The organism is Methylobacterium fujisawaense, assembly GCF_039619325.1.
Lineage (GTDB): Bacteria > Pseudomonadota > Alphaproteobacteria > Rhizobiales > Beijerinckiaceae > Methylobacterium > Methylobacterium fujisawaense.
Map to the genome: position 1 here is coordinate 5,665,551 of NZ_CP155000.1, position 23,615 is coordinate 5,689,165.

The window sequence follows — 23,615 nt, forward strand, 5'->3', positions numbered from 1 at the left end:
CTCGCAGATGCGTGGGCCTAACGCAGGGGTCCGGTCACCAGCGGGCGTCGGCCGAGGCGCTTGTGGAGGTGGACCATCAGCGCGATTCCGAAGAGCGGCGTCAGCAGGTTGAGGATCGGAACGACCATCAGGGCCGCCAGCAGGCAACCGGCACCGAGTGTCCGGACGGAGAAAGCGCGGCGCATCTCGGCGGCCTCCGGAAGGGGCCGGAACCGGGCCGCCGCCATCTCGAAATACTCGCGGGAGAGCAGATAGGCATTGGCAGCGAAGAAGGCCGCGATTCCGATCACCGGCACGAAGAAGATCACCAGCGCCGCGAGATTGACCAGAAGCGTCAGGCCGGCGAAGCGCACCGCATAGAGCATGGCGGTTCCGAACGGCATGGGGCGTCCGGGCGGGTCATTCGGGAAATCGGTGCGCTCGACGATCTCGGCGGCATCGTCGAGGAAGAAGCCCGCCACCAGGATCGAGACCGCCGGCATCAGGTAGGCGAGGACCACGACGAGACCGACCCCCGCCAGATAGTAGGCGAGGTTGTCGAGGATCGGGTACTGGGTGGAGATGTGGTGGCTCGCCTGGAACGCCTGGATGAGCCGGGTCAGGCCGAGCCAGACCAGGAGCAGGAGCCCAACCGTCAGGCCGAGGGATTTCCACAGGATCGCCCGCAGCGGTGGCGAGAAGGTCTGGCGCAACGCCGCCGCGGCGGACTCGACGAGCATCGGGCTAAGTGTTCCGGCCCGCGCCGAAAGCGGCGCAGGCGCGTTGTGGAGCGGTGTGGCGACCGGTGCAAGGCCGGGAGCCGTCGCAGGGGCGAGAGGGTGCGGGGAGAACGCGTGCAGGATACCACCGGACAGGACACGACCGGACAGGGCACCACCGGACAGGGCACCGCCGGACAGGTCGCGATGCCGCAGGCTGCGGAGTCCCGATGGTTCGACCCGGCGTTCCGCCCCGCCTACAGGCCGCGCCTCGCGCCGCTTCCCGAAGTGGCAGACGTGCTGGTGATCGGTGCGGGTGCCGCGGGGATCGGCGCGGCCCGGACTCTTGCCGCACGGGGGGTTTCGGTGGCCGTGCTGGAGGCACGGGACCGCGTCGGTGGCCGCGCCCTGACGGTCGCCCTGCGCGGACATGCCCTCGATCTCGGAGCCCATTGGCTGCATGCCGGGCCGATCAATCCCCTGGTGACGCTCGGTCGGACGCGCGGCGAGCGGCTGCGCCGTGCGCCGCAGGAGAGCCACGTCTGGGTCGGGCGTCGGCCCGGCCGCGCCGCCGAGATCCGGGCCAACGGGCGTGCCTTCGACCGGGCCGACCGGGCCATGACCCGCGGCGCCGCGCAGCACGGTCCCGACCGGCCGGCAGGCAGCGCGCTGCCGCCGGGGCTCGGGCCCTGGGGGGCGCGGGTGGCGCAGGTCCATGGCCTCGTGTCGGGCCGGCCGCTGAACGAGGTCTCGCTTCAGGACTTCCCCAGCCTCGAATACGGCGACAACTACTTCCTCGCCGACGGCTACGGCAGCTACCTCGCCCGCTTGGCGGACGGGTTGCCGGTGGCGCTCGCGACAGCGGTGACGCGGATCGACTGGTCGGGCGGCCGGGTCCGCGCGACCACCGCGGCCGGAGCCGAGCACGCCGCGCGCGCCGTGATCGTGACCGTACCGATGATGGTGTTGCGTGAGGGGCCGGTCTTCTCGCCGCCGCTGCCGAATGCGGCCCGCGTCGCCATCGACGGGTTCACCACCGGTATCTACGAGCACGCGGTGCTGCACTGGCCGTCGAGCCCGTTCCGCGGCCGCGACCGGCTCGCGGCGATCCATGGCGGGCGTCACGCGCCGCCGGGGCTTCTGACCCGCATCGACGGAACGCCGTTCCACTATTACGAACTCGACCTGCACGAGGCAGCGGCAATCGACGCCGCTGGCTCCGGCGCAGACGGCGTGCGCCGCCATGTCCGCGCGGTCCTGGCCGAGCATTTCGGCGGCGCACGGCTGCGCGACCTCACGATCCCGGCGGTGAGCGCGTGGCGCCACGACCGATGGTCGCGCGGATCGTGGGCGGTGGTCCCGCCGGGCCATGCGCCGGCGCGACAGGCCCTGCGCGGCGCGGTGGCCGATACGGTCTGGTTCGCCGGCGAGGCGCTGTCCCGGGAACAGTGGGGCACCGTCGGCGGCGCCTACGAGGAGGGCGTTCGGGCCGCCGAGGCCGTGGCCGCGGTCGTCACGGACGGGGCCGGGACGCGTATCCGTGCAGGCACAGGCTGAGATCCCCGCTGCGCGGAAAGCCCCGAAAAGCTTGCCGGAGCGGGGCAAGACAGGCATCCCCCGGCTGACACGCTTCAGGGGGCGGCCATGGATTGGGTCGAGGGCATCGGCTATCTCGGGACGGCGCTGACCATTTCGGCGACGGCCATGAGCACGATGATTCCGTTGCGGATCATCTCGCTCTGCGCAAGCTGTGCCGTCATCACCTACGGCATCCTGATCGGCAGCATGCCGGTGGTGCTCACCGAGCTGATCCAGATGCCCTTCAACGCCTATCGGCTCTGGCAGATGATGCGCCTCGTCCGCGACGTGGAGACGGCCGCCGACGGCGACTTGTCTCTCGAATGGCTGCGGCCCTTCGGCTCGCGGCGCCCGTTCGGCGTCGGCGAAGTGGTGTTCCGCAAGGGGGATCTCGCCGACGAGATGTACTACATCGAGAGCGGCGTGTTCCGGATCCCGGAGGTCGGCCTCGAGGTGCGCAAGGGCGGGATCGTCGGCGAGCTGGGTCTGCTGTCACCCGGCAATGCCCGAACCGCGTCGTTGGTCTGCGTCGAGGCGGGCCACGCGCTGTGCGTGTCCTACTCGGACGTGAAGCAACTCTACTACCAGAACCCCGAATTCGGGTTCTACTTCCTGAAGCTGACAAGCGAACGCCTGTTTCAGGGCGTTCAGGGCATGGCCAAGCCCCAGGCGGTGACCGGCGACGCGCTCTGACCGCGGCCAGACCATCCGTGCGGCTCGTCTGCGCTTCCGGATGCCGGAAGTCGGTCTCGCGGCGGGCGCGGGCAGTGTCGTGGGCGAATTGGGCCTTCCGTCGCCGGTGCACGCGCGCACCGCCTCGCGGTCTGCGCGGAGCCGGGCAAGGTGCTGTGCGTCGGCCATTCCAATCTGAAGGACCTCTCCGATCAGAGCCCGGAATGCGGCTTCGCTTTCCTCGCGCCGACCTCGGAGTGCCTGTTCCAAAGCGTCGAGGCCGCCAGAAAGCCGCTGGCGGCCTGAGGCCCTTCGAAGGCGCAGCGCTGCTCAGAGCATGCTGGGCAGGATGCGGTCCGGCGGCCTGTGGCCGTCCATGAAGGTCTTGATGTTGATGATGACCTTCTCGCCCATGTCGGTGCGGCTCTCATAGGTTGCCGAACCCATATGCGGCAGGAGCACGACCTTCCCCTGGCGCGCGAGCTTGACGAGCCGGGGGCTGACTGCGGGCTCCTGCTCGAACACGTCGAGGCCGGCCGCCGAAACCTCGCCGCCCTCGATCAGGCGCGCCAGGGCGTTCTCGTCGATCACCTCGCCGCGGGCGGTGTTGACCACGATGGCCTCGGGCTTGAGCAGCTTCAGGCGCCGCGCCGAGAGCAGATGGTAGGTGGCCGGCGTGTGCGGGCAATTCACCGACACGATGTCGACGCGCGCCAGCATCTGGTCGAGGGATTCCCAGTAGGTGGCGTCGAGGGCGCTCTCGATGGCGGCGGGCACCCGGCGGCGGTTGTGGTAATGGACCTGCAAGCCGAAGGCGCGGGCGCGCTTGGCCAGGGCCTGGCCGATCCGGCCCATGCCGACGATCCCCAGCCGCTTGCCGGTGATCCGCCGGCCGAGCATCCAGGTCGGCGACCAGCCCGTGGTCCACTCGTCATCCGGGATGATCCGCGCGCCCTCGGTCACCCGGCGGGCTACCGCGAGGATCAGCGCCATCGTCATATCGGCGGTGTCCTCGGTCAGCACGCCGGGCGTGTTGGTGACCGTGATGCCGCGCTCCAGCGCCGCCGCCACGTCGATGTGATCGACGCCGTTGCCGAAATTGGCGATGAGCCGCAGGTTCGGTCCGGCCTGGGCAATCAGGCCGGAATCGATCTCGTCCGTGACAGTGGGGACGAGGACATCGGCCTCGCGCAAAGCGGCCGCCAGATCGTCCGCCGCCAGCGGAGCGTCGTCGGCATTGAGCCGGACGTCGAACAGCTCACGCATCCGCGTCTCGACGGCATCCGGAAGGCGCCGCGTCACGACCACCAGCGGCTTGCGCTTCGACACGTCTCTCTCCCCGTCAGCCCCGCGGCCCTGATTGCGGCTCGCGCCCGGCGGCTTCCGCCCGGACCGCTTCCCGCAAGCGTCCGTTAACCGAACTCGGCCAGACAGGATCGGTCACGAGGCGCCGGTTCCGGAGCCAGTTCCGACCCATCGGCCTCTCTACCAGAGGTGGGCCGGAACACAATCGGATGCGGCCCGGTCCGCGTGTCGAACCGGCCCTGCTTTCGACAGGTCCGGCGCCCACCAACGCCACGTCTGGATAGGGAGACGACCATGCGCGTGTCACGCCTCAGCTTCGCCGTCGTGGCGATGCTGGCCGGCGGCCTCGCGACCGGTGCCCGGGCGGCGCCGCCCGCAGGCCCCGAGGCCGGGGTCGGACCGGTGACCAAGCTGCCGCTGCCGCGCTACGCGAGCCTGAAGACCGATCGCGTCAACCTCCGCGAGGGCCCCTCCAAGGATCACCGCACCCTTTGGGTCTTCCAGCGGGCCGGCCTGCCGGTCGAGATCATCGGCGAGTTCGAGACCTGGCGCCGGATCCGCGATTCGGAGGGGACCGAAGGCTGGGTGCTGCACTCCCTGCTGTCCGGCCGCCGGACTGCCATCGTGAATGCCGGCCCCGACAAGGGCGTCGAGAAGGCTGCCGTATCGCTGCGCGCGAAGGCCGACGACGGCGCCGAGGACGAGGCCAAGCTTCAGACCGGGGTGATCGGCAGCGTCAAGAGCTGCACCGGCACGTGGTGCCGCCTGATCGTCGCCCTGCCGAACAAGCGGGACGTGGATGGCTATATCCGCCAGAACCGCCTGTGGGGCGTCTATCCGAACGAGGTCGTGGAGTAGCGTTCGGCGCGATCATCGCCGTCGGGCGATGCCGGCCGGCACGGACACTCCGATCCCGGGACCGCGCAGCAGACGGTATCCGATTTCCGCATCGAGCGCCGCGACCCGGCTGGAATGGCCGGCGCTCCGGTGTCGCGCGACCGAGCGCAAACGCAAAGGCCCGGACGAATCCGGGCCTTTGCGACGATCCTGATCATTCCTCGAGCCGTACCGCGGCGTCAGCCCTGGCGGCGGCCCGCCGGCCGGCTGCGGCGCAGGCGTACGATCACCTCGACCCCGGCGATCTCCATCCCCTCGGGGGCTTCGGGCAGCGAATCAACCGTGATGCCGCAATCCGGCATGTCGATGACCTGGCTCTCGTCTTCCAGGTAGAAGTGGTGGTGCTCGGTCGGGTTCGTGTCGAAGTAGGCCTTCGACCCGTCGAGCGCGAGCTGGCGCAGCAGCCCCGCCTCGGTGAACTGATGGAGGGTGTTGTACACCGTCGCCAGCGACACCGGCACCTTGGCGCGCATCGCTTCGTCGTAGAGCATCTCGGCCGTGAGATGGCGGTCGCCGCGGCCGAACAGAAGCCAGCCGAGGGAGAGACGCTGCCGCGTCGGCCGCAGGCCGGCCCGACGCAGGCGGTCGCGGAGGTCGGACAGCGGGCACCCGCGCCGCGGAGTCCCGTTGGCCTCCAACTGGGGGGCGGGGACCCGGCCGTTGAAGACGGCCTGGAATGGCACCGGTTCGGACATCGCTGGACTGAACGCTCGACGAGGGGCCTGAAGGAACGGATGTCGCCCGAGTATATTGAAGTGGTCAGGCTGTCGCAACCCGAGCGTTGCCGCATGCCTGCGGCCGCAGGCTTTGAAGGCGCGACGCCCCGTGCTAACCCGCGCGCCAGCCGACGGGCCGAGTATAGTCGCCCGCGACGTGAAGATCGCGCACATCCGAGGAAACAGCCAACCCAATGCCGCCAGACGCCGAGACACAAGCGCAGGACGCGAACCGCCGGTCGCACTATTCTTACGAGGATCTTCTGGCCTGCGGGCGCGGCGAACTCTTCGGATCCGGGAACGCGCAATTGCCGCTTCCGCCGATGCTGATGTTCGACCGCATCACGTCCATCGCGGCCGAGGGTGGCGCCCATGGGAAGGGCCACGTGACCGCCGAACTCGACATTCGGCCGGACCTCTGGTTCTTCCCCTGCCACTTTCAGGGCGATCCGGTGATGCCGGGCTGCCTCGGGCTCGATGCGCTCTGGCAGATGCTGGGCTTCCATCTCGGCTGGCTCGGCTCGCCGGGTCGTGGCCGCGCCCTCGGCGTCGGCGAGGTGAAGCTCGCCGGCCAAGTCCTGCCGACGATGAAGAAGGTGGTCTACAATGTCGACGTGAAGCGCGTCCGTCAGGGCAAGCTCGTCCTCGGCATCGGCGACGGCTGGCTCGAAGCGGACGGCGAGCGCGTCTATCAGGTTCAGGACATGCGGGTCGGCCTGTTCCAGAGCTGAATCGCGTCGGCCGGGCGTCCGGTTCGCGGCTCGGCCGCAACGCCGGACGATCTCGGTGGTTGAGATTGTGTCCGCGTCACCTTAGCTGACCGGTACGTGGCCCGGGCGACCGAGGCCGCGACGGAGGTAGTGTCACCATCATGCGCCGTGTCGTCATCACCGGGATGGGCATCGTCTCGTCCATCGGCAACAACACGCAGGAGGTGCTCGCCTCCCTGCGCGAAGCCCGCTCGGGCATCGCGCGCGACGCCAGCTACGCCGAGCACGGCTTCCGAAGCCAAGTCTCGGGGGCGCCGACCCTCGACCCCGAAGGCGTGGTGGACCGGCGCGCCATGCGCTTCCACGGCGGCGGCACCGCCTGGAACCACGTCGCCATGGATCAGGCGATCCGGGACGCGGGTCTGGAACAGGGCGACATCTCGAACGAGCGCACCGGCATCATCATGGGTTCGGGCGGTCCGTCGACCCGGGTGATCGTCGAGGCCGCCGCCATCGCCCGGGAGAAGGGCCCCAAGCGCATCGGCCCGTTCGCGGTGCCGAAGGCGATGTCGTCCACCGCCTCGGCGACCCTGGCGACGTGGTTCAAGATCCGCGGCGTGAATTATTCGATCTCCTCCGCCTGCGCGACGTCGAATCACTGCATCGGCAACGCCGCAGAGATCATCCAGGGCGGGCGGCAGGACATCATCTTCGCGGGTGGGTGCGAAGACCTCGACTGGACCCTCTCGGTGCTGTTCGACGCCATGGGCGCCATGTCGTCCAAGTACAACGACACGCCGTCCCGGGCCTCCCGCGCCTACGATGCCAACCGCGACGGCTTCGTCATCGCCGGCGGCGCGGGCGTTCTGGTCCTCGAGGAGCTGGAGCACGCCAAGGCGCGGGGCGCCCGGATCTACGGCGAGGTGGCCGGCTACGGCGCCACGTCGGACGGGCACGACATGGTGGCGCCGTCGGGCGAAGGGGCCGTCCGCTGCATGCGGCAGGCCATGGAAGGCCTGAAGGGCGCGCGGATCGACTACATCAACCCGCACGCCACCTCGACGCCGGTCGGCGACGACAAGGAGATCGAGGCGATCCGCGAGGTCTTCGGCCGGGGCGACGCATGCCCGCCGATCGCCGCCACGAAGTCGCTCACCGGGCACTCGCTCGGCGCCACCGGCGTGCAGGAGGCGATCTACAGCCTGCTGATGATGAACAACGGCTTCATCTGCGAGAGCGCGCATATCGACGAACTCGATCCCGCCTTCGCCGACATGCCGATCCTGCGGGCGCGTCGGGACGACGCGCAGCTCGGGCACGTGCTGACGAATTCCTTCGGCTTCGGCGGCACCAATGCGACCCTGGTCCTGAAGCACGTCGACGCCTGATTACTGAAGGGAACCGCCGGCTCGAGGTCGGCGTTTACTGGATGTTGAGATCTGGTGGTGGCAATGGGGACTTTCATCTTCGGAACGCTGAGCGGACTGGTCATCGCCGGTTGCGCCGCGATCTACGCGAAGCAGGCCCTCATCGACGAGGCGCAGTCGCATACGGACGGCCATTTCTGAGTTCGGCCTCCCCGCCAGGAACGCCCCGCCAACAGGCGGGGCTTTTTTTTGCCTGCCGTCCGACCGCCGACCCGTTTGGAACGCACGGCGAGCCGCGCTAAGGCACCCTTTGGCGGTTCGCTTGCGCGGATCGCGGACCGTCCCCGCCTGGTAGGGGCGGCGTGCTTGGTCAGGATGTGAGTCGGCATGACGGGATTGATGGCAGGCAAGCGCGGCCTGATCATGGGCGTCGCGAACGATCACTCGATCGCCTGGGGTATCGCCAAGGCGCTGCACGCCCAGGGCGCGCGCCTGGCTTTCACCTACCAGGGCGAGGCTTTGGGACGCCGCGTGGCACCGCTCGCCGCCAAACTCGATTCGGATCTCGTCCTCCCCTGCGACGTCGAGGACCTCGCCTCCGTGGATGCGACCTTCGAGGCCCTCGATGCGCGATTCGACGGCGGCCTCGACTTCGTGGTTCACGCCATCGGCTTCTCCGACAAGGCGCAGCTCAAGGGCCGCTACGTCGACGTGACCACCCGCGAGAATTTCGTGCGGACGATGACGATCTCGTGCTTCTCGTTCACCGAGATCGCGCAGCGCGCGGCCAAGCGGATGACGCAGGGCGGGTCCCTGCTGACCCTGACTTACGGCGGGGCGACCCGGGTCATGCCGAACTACAACGTGATGGGCGTGGCCAAGGCGGCGCTGGAGGCGTCCGTCCGCTACCTCGCGAGCGATCTCGGTCCGGACGGGATCCGCGTCAACGCGCTCTCCGCCGGCCCGATGCGGACGCTGGCGGGCGCCGGAATCGCCGACGCGCGGCTGATGTTCAATCACCAGCGGGCCCATGCGCCGCTGCGGCGCACGGTGAGCCTGGAGGATGTCGGCGGCTCAGCCCTCTACCTCCTGTCGCCGCTCTCGGGCGGTGTCACCGGCGAGGTCCATTTCGTGGATGCCGGCTACAACATCATCTCGATGCCGCGCCCGGACGTGCTTCAGGCCCAGGATGCGGCCGGAGTCGTGGGCGACGCCTGAGCCTCACTCCTCCGGGATGCGGCCCGGAGGCAGCGGGCCGCGCCGGACGCCGCGTTCGTCGCGCACGTCCCGCCGCGCCCGCACGGCGCGGATTTCTTCCGCGGAGGGCGGCGCGGACGGGTAGTTCGAGGCGAACGGATTGGGCGGCGTCCCGCGCCCGGAACCGCCGAAGAGCTTGTCGAGGAACCCCTCCTCGGCGCTGGCGGGCCGGGCGACCAGGAGAAGGGCGAGAGCGAGAAGCGGGCGAAGCTGCATCGGGATCGTCTGGATATCGGGATCCGCTGCCATTAGCGGCACTTTCCGGCGGATCGGAGGCCGCCACGCACCACGGCTGGAACCCCCAGCGCATCCGGCGGGTTCGCGCTCAACAATGCCGGGCGTGAACAGGAGGCGTGATGTCTGAGGTTACCTATCGCATCGTCGAGCACGACGGCGGGTTCGCCTACAAGGTCGGCGACGTCTTTTCCGAGACCTTCCCGAGTCGCGAGGAAGCGCTGCAGGCGGCCCAGGCCGCGGCGGCAGAGCAGCAGGTCCCCGGCTCGACCGAGGGCATCCGCTACCAGGATCAGGCCGGCGGCTGGCACGACGAGACCGCCCAGGGCAGCGATCGGCCCCGCGCCCGCGTCGTGGAGTAGCCGGCGCGGACGGGACGGCCGTGAGGGATCCGACGCATCGATGGAGGCCATCGTGGCGCGCGCGCGGCGGGTGACACCGGAACCGCCGCCGCAGGGACGCCGGAAGGCGCCCGCCCTCCCGAAGGGCGTGCGCCGCACGACACCGTCGCCGGAAACGCTGGCGGCGCTCGGCCCGGACCGGTTGATCGGGCTGATCCTCGGCGAGACCGCGCGCAATCCCGCCTTCAAGAAGCTGGTGAGCGCCGCTTTGGCTTCCCTCCAGGGGCCGGACGCCGTGGCGGCCATCGTCGACCGGCGGCTGACGGCCCTGGAGGGGGCCCAGGGCTATATCGACTGGCAGAAACGACGGACCTTCGCGGCCGATCTCAACGCCACCGTGACGGTGATCCTCGACGAGCTGCGCCCCCTCGATGCGGGCGCCGCCCTCGATCGCCTGAGGCGCTTCCTCAACGGTGCCGACGCGGTCCTGAACCGTGTCGACGACAGCACCGGCGCGGTGCAGGGCGTGTTCGATCGCGCCTCGACGGCCTTCGTGGAGATCGCGGGCAACCTGCCTCCGGCGGAGGCTGCCGGGTTGGCGGCACGCCTCGTCGAGCCCTTCGCGGCGGATCCGTTCGGTCCACTGGGACTCGTCCTCGGGGACATGATCCCGACGCTGCCCGAGTCGGCCCTTGCCGAGATCGACGACAGGCTCGGCGCGGCCGACACCGCGATGCCGACGGGCGGCGATCCCCGCCGCGAGGCGACGCATCATCGGCAGGCGGCCCGGATCCAGATCCTGCGCCTCCGGCAGGCCATAGCCGACCGGCGCGGCGATCCGGACGCCTTCATCGCCCTGGAGCGCACGGTGCTGCCGGGGCGGGAGAACCGCGTCGAGATTGCCCGGCGCCTCCTCGCCGCCGGACGGGCGGAAGAGGCGCTGGACTGGATCCGGCGCATGCAGGATCCGGGAGTGCGCATCGCGACGCGGGCGGATCTGATCGCGGGATTCGATACGCGCGGGCCGGAGCGCGAACGGCAGGCGCTGGAGATCGAGATCCTCGATGCCCTCGGCCGGTCCGACGAGGCACAGCTCCTCCGGTGGACCCGATTCGAGCGGGAACTCGACGCGCCGATGCTGCGGACCTTCCTCGCCAAGCTTCCGGATTTCGAGGACGAGGAGGCGCTCCAGCGCGCCCTCGACCATGCCGAGGCCTTCCCGCAGCCGCACCGGGCTCTGACCTTCCTGACGGCTTGGCCGGATCTTCGCCGCGCCGCCGGATTGGTGGTCGCGAGGCCCGGGATCTGGCAGGGCGACCAGTACGCGGTGCTGGCGCCGGCGGCCGAGGCGCTCGCCCAGGAACACCCCCGGGCGGCCACGATCCTGTATCGCCGGCTCGTCGACTCCATCCTCGAGGGCGGCCGCAGCGCCGCCTACCCGCATGGGGCGCGCTACCTCGCGGAACTCGACGCCCTGGCGGAGCGCCTCGCGGCCGGCGATGCTGAGCCGGATCCGAAGGCCTACCGCGCGGCGCTGCGGCAGACGCACGGCCGCAAGCACGGGTTCTGGAACCTCGTCCGGGACTGAATCGGGTGAACCGGGCGGGTGACCGGCTCAGTCCTCCAGCGTGATGGCGTCGACCCGGTCCGGATAGAACGCCACGTGGTCCCGGATCGCCGCGACGGCCGGGTACGGGTCCCCGTAGCTCCAGACCGCGTCGGGGCGCCGGGTGCCGTCGACGACGAGGTCGAAATAGTGGGCGTCGCCCTTGTACGGGCAATGCGTGGTGCGCGCCGAGGCGACGAAGCGATCGGCCCGGATGTCGCTCCGCGGCACGTAGAAGACCGGCGGATACTGGGCCTCCTGCAGCCGGAGGGCGTTCCGGCTCTCGGCGACCGCGACACCCGCCACGACGACGCGGACGCGGCGGGGCTCGGGCTCGATGGTGATCGGGTGGTCCGGTCCAGGCACCTTCATGGCGTGCTCCCTCCCTCGGGCTTCAACTCGACGGTTCCGAGCGCGTCGGCGAGGCGCGTCTTCGCGGTCCCGGGCCGCAGCGGCTTCTGCTGGGTCTCGTGCGGGACCCAGCCCGAAAGCCACAGCACCTCGAAGGTGGCCCGCACGCGCCCGTCCGGATCCGCGAACCGCTCGGCATAGATCTCGGCCGTCCGCAGGAGCGTCGCCCGCCGCAGCGGCGTCCGCCGCCGCTCGGTGAGCACGTTGGTCATGCCCATGGCTCGCAGATCGCGCATCAGGCCGAACGGATCGGCGTATCGGACCGTCAGCGTGTCGGTATCCGCCACCGGCAGGGCGAAACCGGCCCGCTGGAGCAACCCGCCGGCCTCACGCACCGCCGCGAAGGGCGCCACGCGCGGGCTGATCCCACCCTCGACCTCGCTCTCGGCCTGGGCGAAGCTCTGGCGCAGCTCGGTCAGGGTGGCGCCGCCGAGCAGGCAGCCGAGGAACAACCCGTCCGGCCGCAGGGCGCGGCGCAGCTGGATCAGCGTGCCCGGGAGGTCGTTCACGGCGTGAAGGCTCAGCAGCGAGACGGCGAGGTCGAGGCTTCCGGCCGCCAGCGGCAGCGCCTCCGGGTCGCCGACGATCAGGCCGCCGCCCGTCTCGGGCCGGGCCGCGAGACGGAGATGCCGCGCCTCCGGATACCGGGCCGCGAGCATCCGGGCCGCCACCGGGACGGGCGTCGCGAGGTCGAGAACCGAAGTGAAGCGGCGCAGGACCGCCCCCAGGCGGTCATCGAGATCCTCGGCGAGCCGATCGACGAGGAAGCCCGCGTAGCCGCGGCCCTGGGCTCGGGCGAGGCGACGGCGGGCGAGGGCCGTGTCGAAGAGGGCGGAGGGAGCATCCATCGCGGGGGAGATGGCATCTGAAGCCGTCCCGCGCCACCTCTCGCACGGCCGCGCGCACGGATCCGTGAGCCGCGCTAGAATGTCGGAACGACTCGGCAGCGTCGCTGTTCCTGCTGCAACCGGCTTAAACGGCCGAGATTCGTCATGGAGCATTGATCATGAAGCGTATGCTCGTCGGGGCCGCCGTGGCCCTCACCACCCTCGCGGCCGCCGGCGGCGCCGAAGCCAAGGGCTGCATCAAGGGCGCCATCGTCGGCGGCATCGCGGGGCACTATGCCGGCCATCACGGCCTCGTCGGCGCTGCGGCCGGCTGCGCCATCGGCCGTCACCGCGCCAACGCCCGCGACCGCCAGATGCAGCAGCAGCAGATGGCGCCGCAGGCGCGTCCGGTCTCGGCCCAGTAGAAGCGCGGATTCGGGCGGCGCGTCCGCCGCATGACGGCTCTCGAGGCCGTCGCAAGGACCCTGCGCGGACTGCCGCGCGGGGTCGTCTCGCTGATCTATCCGCCCACCTGCGCGGGCTGCGGCGGCGCCACCGCGGATCCCGGCGCCCTGTGCCCGGCCTGCTGGTCGAGCCTGCGGCTGATCGAGGAGCCGGTCTGCCAGCGCTACGGGACGCCGTTCGCGGTCGATCTCGGGGTCGGCCCGTTGCTCTCACCCCGGGCGATCGCCGAGCCGCCGGTCTTCGAGCGTGCCCGGTCTGTAGCCCTGTACGACGCGGTGGCGCGCCGCCTCGTCCATCGCCTGAAATACGACGACCGCCTCGATCTGGCGCGCGTCATGGCCCGGATGATGGCCGCGAGCGGCCGAACCCTGATCGCCGACGCCGAATGCGTGGTCCCGGTTCCGCTCCACCGCGGACGCCTGTGGCGCCGGCGGTTCAACCAGTCCGCCCTTCTGGCGCGGGTGATTGCCGGACCGGCCGGGCTCCCTTTCGTCGCTACGGCGCTCGTGCGCGTCCGCGCGACGCGGTCCCAGGTGGGTTTGAGCCGTGCGGCCCGCGCCGAGAACCTGAGCGGCGCCTTCCGCGTGGCAACCGCCGAACAGCACCGGATCCGCGGGCGCCGGATCCTCCTCGTGGACGACGTCATGACCACCGGGGCGACCGGCAACGCTGCCGCTCGGGCATTGCTGCGCGGCGGGGCCCGGTCGGTCGATCTCCTGACCTTCGCGCTCGTCGGCGACGCCGCCGGGTGAGCGCGCGGGCTCTCCGCGTGGACGGCGCTCGCGGATTCAGGCCGGGGGCCGCATCTGCTCCGGAAAGCTTGCCGCCAGGGTGAAGTCGAAAGCCTCCGCGATCCCTTCGTACCAGAGGGAGAACGGCGTCGGACGCGCGAGGTGGAGGGCGCCCTCGATCTCACGCCCCTCGTGCTGGAGGGCCGCCCCGTGCTTGGCCGCGAGCCGCAGCATCGGTCCGTTCCCCGACAGGCAGCGCACGTGCAGATCGACGACGCCGCGATGCCGCGCCGAGCGCGCGATCCGCGCGAACAGGGCGGCGCCGATGCCGCGCCGACGGAATGCCCGCTCCACCGCGAAGGCCGCCTCGGCATGCGGCCCCAGGACGTAGCGCGAGGCACCCGGTCCCATGGGCCGCAATTCGCCGAGGCCGCGCAGCGCGCCGCCCACGAACGCGCCGTACATCACGCCCTCGGCGGTCAGGGCCTGCGTGGCGTAGGCCCGGACCCCGGCCTCGCTGACATTGCCCATGAAGCGGCTCGCCCGGGTCTCCGGATCCAGCCGCAGGAAATAGTTCAGGACCGCCGTGCGGTCGGCCGGCCACAGACGGCGGACGGTGTGGGCCAGACCCTCGAGGGCTTGTGCCGCCATGATGAAGCTCCGGTTCGTGCACGGTGCCGCGCAGGGAGATCCGGACGCTCCTCCCAAAGACGGAGCGGATCTCGCATCCTCAAAGTCGTTGTGCAATGCAGCGAAACGCTTGGCTGACCCTCCGCGGATCTGCCATGCGCAGGGCCGATGGGACGCTTTCCTGCGACTGTTCAGCCGCGGGGTTGATTCAGGCCGAGCTTGCGCGGCACTGGAACAGGTCCCGGGTCGTTGACCGCCGACGCGGGCGCGGGGGGTGCCGAACCGGTGCCGCGACCAGCAGCGAGGAACCGGCGGCGTGAACGACAGATCCGGCAAGCACATCGCCCCGTCGCCGGCGGCGCGGGCCAGCGCGGTCTCGCCTGGGCCGGTCCACGAGCGCTACGAGGCCCTGGTCGCCACCGGGGCGATCGAGCGCGATCCGGCGCAAGGACATCTGGTGCGCGCCCTCGACCGCTTGGTCCTGGACCTGCAGCGTCGCAAGCGCGCCAGCAAGACGAGCGCCCTCGGCTGGCTGTTCCGGCGCAAGGACGAAGCCGAACCGATCCGGGGCCTGTACGTCTGGGGCTCGGTCGGGCGCGGGAAGACCATGCTGATGGACCTGTTCCACGAGGCGGCCCCCGAGCCGAAGCGGCGGGTCCATTTCCACGGCTTCCTGGCTGACGCACACGAACGCATCCACGCCTACCGGCAGGCGCTCAAGGCCGGCACCGTCAAGGGCGACGACCCGATTGGGCCGGTGGCCGACCAGCTCGCCGACGAGGCGACATTGCTGTGCTTCGACGAGTTCACCGTCACCGACATCGCCGACGCGATGATCCTGGGTCGCCTGTTCAACCACCTGTTCCGGCGGGGCGTCACGATCGTCGCAACCTCGAACGTCGAGCCGGACAGGCTTTACGAGGGCGGGCTGAACCGGGCGCTGTTCCTGCCGTTCGTCGCGACCCTGAAGGAGCGCGTGGACGTCGTCCGGCTCGACGCCCGTACCGACTTCCGACTGGAGAAGCTCGGCGGCGCGGCCGTCTATCACGTTCCCGCCGACGCCAAGGCGCGCGCCGCCCTCGACGCCGCCTTCAAGGGACTGACCGGAAAGGTCCGGGGCCTTCCGGCGACGGTCACGGTTCACGGCCGGGCCGTGGAGGTCCCCGAGCAGGCGACCGGCGTGGCCCGGTTCGGTTTCGACGATCTCTGCCGCAAGCCGCTCGGCGCCTCCGACTACATGGCGCTCGCCCGCGCCTACCACACGGTCATTCTGGACGGGATCCCGGTCATGGCTGAGGCGGACCGGAACGAGGCCAAGCGCTTCATCACGCTGGTCGACACGCTCTACGACCGGCACGTGAAGCTCGTGGCCTCCGCGGACGCCGACGCGCAGGAGCTCTACACCGCCGAGAGCGGCCGCGAGGCCTTCGAATTCGACCGGACCGTCTCGCGCCTCATCGAGATGCGGTCACGGGAATACCTCGCCCAGCCGCACGGCCGGCCCGATTCCGAGGCGTCGGGTGCCAGCACCGGGCTGGTGGAGACGTGAGCGCCCCGTCTCGCGTCGGATCGATCTTCTCCTTGCGTCGGCGGAACTGGCGCAGCGCCGGCCCGCTCGGCTGGCTCCTGGGCTCCCCGGCGGCCTTCGTCCTGCTGGTCGTCGCCCTGGGCAGCGGCACGGCGAACTACCTCACCGGCGAGGCCGATCGGACCGCGACGGCCCACGCGAACGACACCGTCGCCGGGATCGAGCGCCTGATCTCCGAGGTGAAGGACCTGGAGACGAGCGAGCGGGGCTTCGTCCTGGTCGGCAGCGAGGATTACCTCACCCCCTACACGAGCGCCCTCACCAAGATCGAGACGGAACTCGCCGGCCTCGGCTCGGCCGCGCAGGATCCGGTCCGCGCCGGCGGCCCCTCGCTCGCCGGACTGATCGCGCAGAAGCGGGACTTCGCGGCCCGGGTCGTGGCGGCGCGGCGCAATCAGGGGTTCGAGCCGGCCATCGAGCTGGTCCGCACCGGCGAAGGCAAGCAGCTGATGGACGCGATCCGCGCCGAGGCGGCGGCCCGTCAGGCCGCGACCCTGGAGCGTCTCGCCACCCTCCAGGCGATCGAGGGCTGGCGCGGGCTCCTGCTGTTCCTGCTCTCGGGGGCGGCGGCGCTGGGCGCGATCGTGCTGCTCGCGCGCCTCGCTCTGGTGCGCCGGCAGGAATCCTTGCGCATGTCGCGCCTCCTCGACGGCGTGCTCGCCAACGCGCCGGTGGGCCTCGGCTTCCTCGACCGCGACCTGAAGATCCGGCACATGAACCGGGCGCTCGCCACGATGAGCGAACGCGGCTTCGGGGCCGATCTCGGCGCGCCGATCTGGGCCATGCTTCCGACCCTCCGGGAAGAACTCGCCCTGAAGCTCGCCGCGGCCCTGAAGGACGGCCTGGTCTCGCCGAACGTCCCGGTGGCCGTGCCGGCTCCCTCCGCTCCCGGCGGTGTCCGCCACTTCTCGATGAGCTTCTACCCGCTCCGGGGCGTGGAGAGCGCCGCGACCGATGAGAACGTGGAGGGCGTCGGCCTCGTCGTGGTCGACGAGACAATCCGCCATTTGGCCGAGGCCCGTCTGCGCCGCAGCGAGGAGCGGTTCCGTTCGCTGATCGAGGCCAGCGCGGCCATCGTCTGGACCGCCAACCCGGAGGGCAGCCTGCACCGACGCCAGGTGGCCTGGAGCCGCTTCACCGGTCAGGACGAGGCCGCCTATGCAGGGCTCGGCTTCCTGGATGCGGTCCATCCCGATGATCGCCCGCACACCCGGGCCGCGTGGTCCCGCGCCTTGAGCAGCCTGGAGCCCTACGCGACGGAGCACCGGATCCGCGCGGCCTCCGGGGCATACCGGCACATGAGCGTGCGCGCCGTTCCGATCCTCGAATCCGACGGCACCCTGCGCGAATGGGTCGGGACCCATACGGACATCACCGAGCGCAAGGAGGCCGAGGCCGCCATCGAGGCGGCCCGCGCCGCCGCAGAGGCCGCCAACGCCGCCAAGAGCCAGTTCCTGGCCAATATGAGCCACGAGTTGCGCACCCCGCTCTCGGCGGTGATCGGCTATTCCGAGATGGTGCAGGAGGAGCTGGAGGATATCGGCGAGGCCGACTTGGTCGCCGACATGAAGAAGATCGAGACCAACGCCCGGCACCTCCTGGCCTGATCAACGACGTGCTCGACATCTCCAAGATCGAGGCCGACCGGGTCGAGGTCTACGCCGAGGATTTCGACGTCGCCACCGTGGTGCAGGAGGTCGCCGTCACGGTCGAGGGTCTGATCGCCAAGAAGGGCAACACCCTGGTGCTGGCGCTGGAGGCGGATCTGGGCAGCGTGCACACCGACGTCACCAAGCTGCGCCAGTGCCTGATCAATCTCTTGAGCAACGCCGCGAAGTTCACCGAGAACGGCCGGATCACCCTGTCGGTCGCCCGGGTCGACACGACGATGCGCTTCTCCGTGACCGATACCGGGATCGGGATGACACCGGAGCAGGTGGGGCGGCTGTTCGAGCGCTTCACCCAGGCCGACGCCTCGACGACGCGCCGCTTCGGCGGGACCGGGCTCGGCCTCGCGATCACCCGTGCCTTCGCCGAGATGCTGGGCGGCGCGATCGCCGTGGAGAGCCGGCAAGGGGAGGGCACCACCTTCACGCTGACGCTGCCGGTCCGCTTCGAGACCGGTGCGGCGGAGGAAGCGGATGCGGACAGCGCCGCCGGTCCCGGCGAACGCGGAACCATCTTGGTGATCGACGACGACGCCGCGACCCGGGATCTGCTCGCCCGCTTCCTGGAGCGCGAGGGCTTCTCGGTAACGGTCGCCGAGGACGGGCGGCGGGGGCTCGATCTCGCCCGCAGCCTGCACCCGCGGGCGGTGCTCCTCGATGTGACCATGCCGCAGATGGACGGCTGGGCAGTGCTGCGGGCCATGCGCGCCGATCCCGAGATCGGCGCGACACCGATCGTGATGGTGACGGTCCTGGACGAGCAGAACCTCGCCTTCTCGCTCGGCGCCACCGACTACCTGCAGAAGCCGATCGACTGGGGAAGTCTGCGCCAGATCGTCGACCGCTTCCGACCTACGGCCGGTAGCGGGCCGATCCTCGTCGTCGACGACGAGGCGGACGTTCGGGGCCATGTCTGCGCCTATCTCGAGCGCGAGGGCTTCCCGGTGCGCGAGGCCGAGAACGGCCTGCGCGCCCTCGCGACCCTCGAGTCGGAACGGCCGTGCCTGATCCTGCTGGATCTGATGATGCCCGAGATGGACGGCTTCGCCTTCCTGCGGGCGCTCCGGGCGCGCCCGGACAGCCGCGACGTGCCGGTGGTCGTGCTCACCGCCAAGGACATCACGGCCGAGGACCGGCGCCGACTGGCCGGTCAGGCCGACCGGGTGCTCGCCAAGGGATCGACCGGTCTCGGCGAACTTGCCCGGGAATTGCGGGCCCTGGTCCCGACGATGGACGGCGCGGGCTGACCGGGAAACCGGCCCGCGAGTCGGGCGAGTCGAGCCGGCAGCGGGCGACGAGACCGTGCGATCACCCCCGTCGCGCGGACCCGCGATGCGGGTTCACCCCCCGCGGAACGCCAGCATCAGCGCCCCGGCGGCGATCGCCCAGAGAGCCAGCGTCGACCAGATCGCCCGATAGCGTTCGTTGCGGGCGAAGCGCTCCAGGCGGCGGGCATCGCCCGTTCCGGCCTCGTCGAGGCGCACCAGCACGCGCTTCAACCGCATGGCGAGATCCGGAATATCGCCGACCACGTCGGAGACCACACGCAGGGCCTCCAGGCCGCTCTGCGCCCGGCCGACCGGGCCCATGTTGCGGGCGATCCAGGCGCGCACGACCGGCTCGGCCGTGGTCCACATGTCGAGCCGCGGGTCGAGGGAGCGGGCGACGCCCTCCACCACCACCATGGTCTTCTGGAGCATCACCAGCTCGGTGCGGGTGCTCATGTCGAACAGGGCCGTGACGTCGAACAGCAGGGTCAGGACCTTGGCCATCGAGATCTCGTCGGCCCGGCGCTGGTGGATCGGCTCGCCGATCGCCCGGATCGCCTGCGCGAAATCCTCCACGGAATGGTGGGCCGGCACGTAGCCCGCCTCGAAATGGACCTTCGCCACCCGGCGATAGTCGCGCAGGATGAAGCCGAGCAGGATCTCGGCGAGGAACCGGCGCTCGTTCGGGCCCAGGCGGCCCATGATGCCGAAATCCACCGCCACCAAGCGGCCCTCGGCGTCCACCAGCAGGTTCCCCTGGTGCATGTCGGCGTGGAAGAAGCCGTCGCGGATCGCGTGCCGCAGGAAGCTCTGGATGACGGTCCGCCCGATGGTCTGCGGGTCGTGCCCCTGGGCGGCGATCTCCGCCGCGCTGTGCAGGCGGGTGCCCTCGATCCACTCGGCCGACAGCACCTCGCGGGCGGTCAGCTCCCATTCGGGCTTCGGCACGCGGAAGTCGAGGTCGTCCTTGGTGTTCTCGGCGAGCTCGGAGGCGGCGGCCGCCTCCAGGCGGAAATCCATCTCCATCAGCACCGAGCGGGCGAGGATCTCCACGACTTCGCGGGGACGCAGCCGCTCCGCCTGCGGGGACAGGGCGTGCACCACCCGGGCCATGAAGCGCATGACCTCGAGGTCGCGCATGAAGCGCTCGCGGACGCCCGGCCGCATCACCTTCACGGCCAGCGCGCGCTGCGTGCCGTCCGCATCCTGGACGATCGCCTTGTGGACCTGCGCGATGGAGGCGGCGGCGATCGGTTCGCTGAACGACACGAAGAGCTGACTGACCGGCTTGCCGAGCGCCGTCTCGACGGTGCGGACCGCGATCTCCTGCGGGAAGGGCGGCACCCGGTCCTGCAGCTTCTCCAGGTCGAAGGCCGCCCGCATGCCGACGATGTCGGGCCGCGTCGCCAGGAACTGCCCGAACTTGACGTAGGACGGGCCGAGGCGGGTCATGGCCGCCGAGAGCCGCGCGGCGCCGTCGTCGAGACCCGGCCGCTCGAGGGTGCGGCCGAGCCGCAGGGCGAGCCGCAGATGCGGCGGCAGCTCCGCGGGATCGGCGAAGGCGAGGGCGCCCTCGCGGGCCAGCACGAAGCCGACCCGCGCGCCGCGGAACAGGTTGATGGCGGCGCTGATCACCGGTGCTGGCTCCCGTCGCGCACGGCGGCGGTCAAGAGACCTTCCAGCCCGAATGGATCGCCACGATCCCGCCCGTGAGCGGCCGGTCGGTGACGTGCCGGAAGCCGGCACGCTCGATCATGCCCGCGAAGGCGCCGCGCGTCGGAAACTTCCGGATCGATTCCACGAGGTAGCGATAGGATTCCGCGTCCCCGGCGACCCGGGCGCCGATGCGCGGGATCACGTTGAAGGAATAGGCGTCGTAGATCCGGTCGAGCAGCGGGATGTCGACGGCGGAGAATTCCAGGCAGAGGAAGCGCCCGCCGGGCTTCAGCACCCGCCGCGCCTCGGCGAGCGCCGTCTCGATCCGCGGCACGTTCCGGATGCCGAAGGCGATCGTGTAGGCGTCGAAGGTCGCGTCCGGCAGGGGCAAAGCCTCGGCGTTCCCGGTCACGAACGCGATCCGGTCGCCGGCCTCGTCGAGCTTGCGCTCCCGGGCCCGCTCCGCGCCGACGCGCAGCATCGACTCGTTGATGTCGAGAACCGTGACCCGGGTGCGGGGGCCGCCCGCGGCCAGGACCCGGAAGGCCACGTCGCCGGTGCCGCCGGCGACATCGAGATGCGCGAAGGCCCGGTTCTGGGAGGGCCGCAGCATCGAGACGAGCTGCGCCTTCCAGGCCCGGTGCAGGCCCGCCGACATCAGGTCGTTCATGATGTCGTAGCGGCGGGCGACCGAGTGGAAGACGCTGTCGACGCGCCCCTGCTTCTCGTCGAGCGCCACGCGCTCGAAGCCGAAATCCGCGCTCGCGCGCTCAGACGCCCCGTTTCCGGCCTTCATGACGCTCCCATTCCTCGATGGGCGCGTCATAGCGAAGGTCGGGCCCGGCCGCCATGCGTCGAAACACGCGGCTGGGGACCGACCCCGATGCTGAGACGCGCCGAAGTCCTGTCTCAGCCGACGCGCGCGCGGAGCGCGTCCGCCACCGCCGCCGCCATGGCCCGGGTGCCTATCGGGTTCGTGCCCTCGCCGGCGATGTCGGCCGTGCGCGCACCGCCCGACAGGGCGTCGGTGATGGCGCCGTCGAGGGCGTCGGCGGCGTCGCCGAGGCCGAAGGAATAGCGCAGGCACATGGCGAGCGAGCCGATCATGGCGATCGGGTTCGCCTTGTCCTGGCCGGCGATGTCCGGGGCCGAGCCGTGGACCGGCTCGTACAGCGCGCGCCGCAGGCCGCCCGCATCGACCGCACCGAGCGAGGCGGAGGGCAGCATGCCGAGGGAGCCGGTGAGCATGGCGGCGATGTCGGAGAGCACGTCGCCGAACAGGTTGTCGGTCACCAGCACGTCGAACTGCTTCGGCCGGCGCACCAGCTGCATGGCGCAGTTGTCGGCCAGGATGTGCTCCAGCTGGAGGTCGGCATAGTGCTCCGCATGGACCTTGGTGACGACCTCCTTCCAAAGGACGCCGGACTTCATCACGTTGTGCTTCTCGGCGGAGGCGACCCGTCCCGAGCGCTTGCCCGCGAGGTCGAAGGCCACATGGGCGATCCGCTCGATCTCGGCCGTGGTGTAGACCTGGGTATCCACAGCCCGCTTGGAGCCGTCCTCCAGCACGGTGATCTCCTTCGGCTCGCCGAAATAGACGCCGCCGGTGAGCTCCCGGACGATCATGATGTCGAGGCCCTCGACCAGTTCCCTCTTCAGGGCCGAGGCTTCGGCCAGGGCCGGGTAGCAGATCGCCGGACGGAGGTTGGCGAAGAGGTCGAGTTCCTTGCGCAGGCGCAGCAGGCCGGCCTCCGGGCGGTTCTCGTAGGCGACGCCGGCCCATTTCGGCCCACCGACCGCGCCGAGCAGGATCGCGTCCGCATCCTTGGCGCGCTGCAGGGTCGCGTCGGCGAGCGGGCTGCCATGGACATCCAGCGCGCAGCCGCCGACGAGGTCGGTCTCGGTCTCGAAGGTCGCGAGACCGGTCTCCTTGAGGGCCTCGAGCACGACCTGCATGCCGGCCGCCACCTCCGGACCGATCCCGTCGCCGGGGAGGAGCAGGAGCTTGTAGCTGGCCATGACGGTCTCGCGGGTTGGTCTCGACGTGCCGGCGGGCTTTATCGAGGCCGGCCCGTCATTGGCAAGGCGCCGGCCCGATCGTCGATGCGCGTCCGTCCTCTCAGAGGAGCGCGACCTTGCCGGTGGCGATGTCGTAGAAGCCGCCCACGACCTTCACCCGCTGGGCGGCGACGGCCTCCGCGATGATCGGCCCGGATTGCTCCAGCCGTCCGACGGTGTGCCGGACGTTCTGGGCGATGGCCTCGGCGAGGGGATCCTGCGCCCGCGCCTTCGCGGCCAGATCGACCGCGGGCCGAATCGCGTCGACCAGCACCGGGAGATGGCCGGGAAGCACCGCCTTGGTCCGCAAGACGTCGATCGTCGCCTTCACGGCCCCGCATTCGGAATGGCCGAGGACCAGGATCAACGGGGCGCCCAGGACGGACACGCCGTATTCGAGGCTGGCGAGGCCGTCGGTGTTGACGAAGTTGCCGGCGACGCGGACGACGAACAGGTCGCCCGGTCCCTGGTCGAAGATGAAGTCCGGGGCGACCCGGGCATCGGCGCAGCCGACGATGCAGGCGATCGGATGCTGAGCCGCGGCCCGCGCCGCGCGACCGGCCGAAAAATCCCTGTTGGCGGGCGCGTTGGCCGCGTAGCGGCCGTTGCCGTCGAGCAGCCGAGCCAGAGCCTCCTCGGGCGTGATGGCCTTCGACCGAGCCCCGTCGGAGGCCGCTTCGGCGCGAAATGGCGGTGCGGACGCGCCGGCCAGGGTGCCGACGGCGACGGCCGTCAACAGGCCGCGCCGTGAGAGTCGCCGTGAGAGGGAGGGTCGATGCAGATCGCACACGCTTGGCGGTCCCCTTCGTCGTCCTTGCCGGCCGAGCCCGGCGAGCCGCTCGTCCCGGCAGCAGCGGGCCGAGCACTCCGGATCGTATCCCCTGCGGATCTTCCCCGCCGAGTCCAAACTTTGCAGGAAATACTGGACCGAAG

At 70.7% G+C, this 23,615-nt stretch carries 24 protein-coding genes and 1 pseudogene; 14 read left to right on the forward strand and 11 right to left on the reverse strand.

Annotation, left to right across the window (positions count from 1 at the left end):
- Window positions 1-17: 17 nt before the first annotated feature.
- Window positions 18-719, reverse strand: coding sequence for a sulfate transporter family protein (locus tag ABC766_RS26835; protein WP_043757826.1), 702 nt, complete (start codon window positions 717-719; stop codon window positions 18-20).
- Window positions 720-905: 186 nt separating this feature from the next.
- Between ABC766_RS26835 and ABC766_RS26840 the strand changes: the two genes are divergently transcribed.
- From ABC766_RS26840 to ABC766_RS26850, 3 genes are all read left to right on the forward strand, one after another.
- Entirely contained in the window at window positions 906-2,255 is a 1,350-nt protein-coding gene (locus tag ABC766_RS26840; RefSeq protein ID WP_053610758.1) for a flavin monoamine oxidase family protein, read from the forward strand.
- Between the two features lie 87 nt (window positions 2,256-2,342).
- A complete protein-coding gene (locus ABC766_RS26845; protein WP_043380688.1) occupies window positions 2,343-2,969 on the forward strand; it encodes a Crp/Fnr family transcriptional regulator in 627 nt (208 codons plus the stop codon).
- A gap of 150 nt (window positions 2,970-3,119) precedes the next feature.
- Window positions 3,120-3,254 carry a hypothetical protein gene (locus ABC766_RS26850; protein WP_345819876.1) on the forward strand — a complete coding sequence of 45 codons (135 nt, stop codon included), beginning with the start codon at window positions 3,120-3,122 and terminating at the stop codon, window positions 3,252-3,254.
- Window positions 3,255-3,278: 24 nt separating this feature from the next.
- Here the strand turns inward: ABC766_RS26850 and ABC766_RS26855 are convergent, their stop codons facing one another.
- Window positions 3,279-4,277 (reverse strand): 2-hydroxyacid dehydrogenase, encoded by a 999-nt coding sequence (locus ABC766_RS26855; protein WP_043380685.1) that lies wholly within the window; start codon window positions 4,275-4,277, stop codon window positions 3,279-3,281.
- Between the two features lie 270 nt (window positions 4,278-4,547).
- Between ABC766_RS26855 and ABC766_RS26860 the strand changes: the two genes are divergently transcribed.
- The gene (locus ABC766_RS26860) at window positions 4,548-5,111 is read left to right on the forward strand and encodes an SH3 domain-containing protein (protein WP_043355011.1); all 564 of its coding nucleotides are present in this window, start codon (window positions 4,548-4,550) and stop codon (window positions 5,109-5,111) included.
- Between the two features lie 218 nt (window positions 5,112-5,329).
- On the opposite strand, the gene irr is transcribed toward ABC766_RS26860, so the two are convergent.
- The gene (irr, locus tag ABC766_RS26865) at window positions 5,330-5,845 is read right to left on the reverse strand and encodes a Fur family transcriptional regulator Irr (RefSeq protein ID WP_012319639.1); all 516 of its coding nucleotides are present in this window, start codon (window positions 5,843-5,845) and stop codon (window positions 5,330-5,332) included.
- A 215-nt stretch (window positions 5,846-6,060) separates the two neighbouring features.
- Here irr and fabA point away from each other — a divergent pair, with 215 nt between their 5' ends.
- The 4 genes from fabA to fabI all read left to right on the forward strand — a co-directional run bounded on the left by fabA (window position 6,061) and on the right by fabI (window position 9,161).
- On the forward strand, window positions 6,061-6,597 hold the full coding sequence (gene fabA, locus ABC766_RS26870; RefSeq protein ID WP_043355013.1) for a 3-hydroxyacyl-[acyl-carrier-protein] dehydratase FabA: 537 nt from the start codon (window positions 6,061-6,063) through the stop codon (window positions 6,595-6,597).
- A 140-nt stretch (window positions 6,598-6,737) separates the two neighbouring features.
- On the forward strand, window positions 6,738-7,964 hold the full coding sequence (gene fabB, locus ABC766_RS26875; RefSeq protein ID WP_043380680.1) for a beta-ketoacyl-ACP synthase I: 1,227 nt from the start codon (window positions 6,738-6,740) through the stop codon (window positions 7,962-7,964).
- Window positions 7,965-8,021: 57 nt separating this feature from the next.
- Entirely contained in the window at window positions 8,022-8,144 is a 123-nt protein-coding gene (locus tag ABC766_RS26880; RefSeq protein WP_257787406.1) for a hypothetical protein, read from the forward strand.
- A 186-nt stretch (window positions 8,145-8,330) separates the two neighbouring features.
- Window positions 8,331-9,161 (forward strand): enoyl-ACP reductase FabI, encoded by an 831-nt coding sequence (gene fabI / locus ABC766_RS26885; protein WP_043355017.1) that lies wholly within the window; start codon window positions 8,331-8,333, stop codon window positions 9,159-9,161.
- Window positions 9,162-9,164: 3 nt separating this feature from the next.
- On the opposite strand, the gene ABC766_RS26890 is transcribed toward fabI, so the two are convergent.
- Complete coding sequence (locus tag ABC766_RS26890) at window positions 9,165-9,449, reverse strand: hypothetical protein (protein ID WP_279898349.1); 285 nt, start codon at window positions 9,447-9,449, stop codon at window positions 9,165-9,167.
- A 107-nt stretch (window positions 9,450-9,556) separates the two neighbouring features.
- Between ABC766_RS26890 and ABC766_RS26895 the strand changes: the two genes are divergently transcribed.
- Both ABC766_RS26895 and ABC766_RS26900 read left to right on the forward strand, forming a co-directional pair.
- Window positions 9,557-9,796 (forward strand): hypothetical protein, encoded by a 240-nt coding sequence (locus ABC766_RS26895; RefSeq protein WP_020092122.1) that lies wholly within the window; start codon window positions 9,557-9,559, stop codon window positions 9,794-9,796.
- 52 nt (window positions 9,797-9,848) lie between these two features.
- Complete coding sequence (locus ABC766_RS26900) at window positions 9,849-11,363, forward strand: DUF6880 family protein (protein WP_427902331.1); 1,515 nt, start codon at window positions 9,849-9,851, stop codon at window positions 11,361-11,363.
- Between the two features lie 27 nt (window positions 11,364-11,390).
- Here the strand turns inward: ABC766_RS26900 and ABC766_RS26905 are convergent, their stop codons facing one another.
- Both ABC766_RS26905 and ABC766_RS26910 read right to left on the reverse strand, forming a co-directional pair.
- A complete protein-coding gene (locus ABC766_RS26905; RefSeq protein WP_043757821.1) occupies window positions 11,391-11,753 on the reverse strand; it encodes a DUF427 domain-containing protein in 363 nt (120 codons plus the stop codon).
- A complete protein-coding gene (locus ABC766_RS26910) occupies window positions 11,750-12,640 on the reverse strand; it encodes a methyltransferase domain-containing protein (RefSeq protein ID WP_043380670.1) in 891 nt (296 codons plus the stop codon). Before ABC766_RS26910 ends, ABC766_RS26905 begins: the two co-directional genes overlap by 4 nt.
- A 158-nt stretch (window positions 12,641-12,798) precedes the next feature.
- Here ABC766_RS26910 and ABC766_RS26915 point away from each other — a divergent pair, with 158 nt between their 5' ends.
- Together ABC766_RS26915 and ABC766_RS26920 are read left to right on the forward strand one after the other, a co-directional pair.
- On the forward strand, window positions 12,799-13,044 hold the full coding sequence (locus ABC766_RS26915) for a hypothetical protein (RefSeq protein WP_043355746.1): 246 nt from the start codon (window positions 12,799-12,801) through the stop codon (window positions 13,042-13,044).
- 30 nt (window positions 13,045-13,074) lie between these two features.
- Entirely contained in the window at window positions 13,075-13,836 is a 762-nt protein-coding gene (locus tag ABC766_RS26920) for a ComF family protein (protein WP_345819878.1), read from the forward strand.
- Window positions 13,837-13,872: 36 nt separating this feature from the next.
- On the opposite strand, the gene ABC766_RS26925 is transcribed toward ABC766_RS26920, so the two are convergent.
- Window positions 13,873-14,466 carry a GNAT family N-acetyltransferase gene (locus ABC766_RS26925; protein ID WP_043757817.1) on the reverse strand — a complete coding sequence of 198 codons (594 nt, stop codon included), beginning with the start codon at window positions 14,464-14,466 and terminating at the stop codon, window positions 13,873-13,875.
- A 295-nt stretch (window positions 14,467-14,761) separates the two neighbouring features.
- Between ABC766_RS26925 and zapE the strand changes: the two genes are divergently transcribed.
- Together zapE and ABC766_RS26935 are read left to right on the forward strand one after the other, a co-directional pair.
- Window positions 14,762-15,994, forward strand: coding sequence for a cell division protein ZapE (zapE, locus tag ABC766_RS26930; protein WP_075380345.1), 1,233 nt, complete (start codon window positions 14,762-14,764; stop codon window positions 15,992-15,994).
- A pseudogene (locus ABC766_RS26935) lies at window positions 15,991-18,947 on the forward strand (response regulator). Before zapE ends, ABC766_RS26935 begins: the two are co-directional and overlap by 4 nt.
- 93 nt (window positions 18,948-19,040) lie before the next feature.
- Here ABC766_RS26935 and ubiB read toward each other — a convergent pair.
- From ubiB to ABC766_RS26955, 4 genes are all read right to left on the reverse strand, one after another.
- On the reverse strand, window positions 19,041-20,603 hold the full coding sequence (gene ubiB / locus ABC766_RS26940; protein ID WP_345819879.1) for a 2-polyprenylphenol 6-hydroxylase: 1,563 nt from the start codon (window positions 20,601-20,603) through the stop codon (window positions 19,041-19,043).
- A 31-nt stretch (window positions 20,604-20,634) separates the two neighbouring features.
- A complete protein-coding gene (gene ubiE, locus ABC766_RS26945) occupies window positions 20,635-21,420 on the reverse strand; it encodes a bifunctional demethylmenaquinone methyltransferase/2-methoxy-6-polyprenyl-1,4-benzoquinol methylase UbiE (protein ID WP_043345890.1) in 786 nt (261 codons plus the stop codon).
- A gap of 113 nt (window positions 21,421-21,533) precedes the next feature.
- A complete protein-coding gene (gene leuB, locus ABC766_RS26950; protein WP_345819880.1) occupies window positions 21,534-22,643 on the reverse strand; it encodes a 3-isopropylmalate dehydrogenase in 1,110 nt (369 codons plus the stop codon).
- Between the two features lie 100 nt (window positions 22,644-22,743).
- Window positions 22,744-23,472: a carbonic anhydrase gene (locus tag ABC766_RS26955; RefSeq protein WP_345819881.1), complete on the reverse strand. Its 729-nt coding sequence runs from the start codon at window positions 23,470-23,472 to the stop codon at window positions 22,744-22,746.
- Window positions 23,473-23,615: the final 143 nt, after the last annotated feature.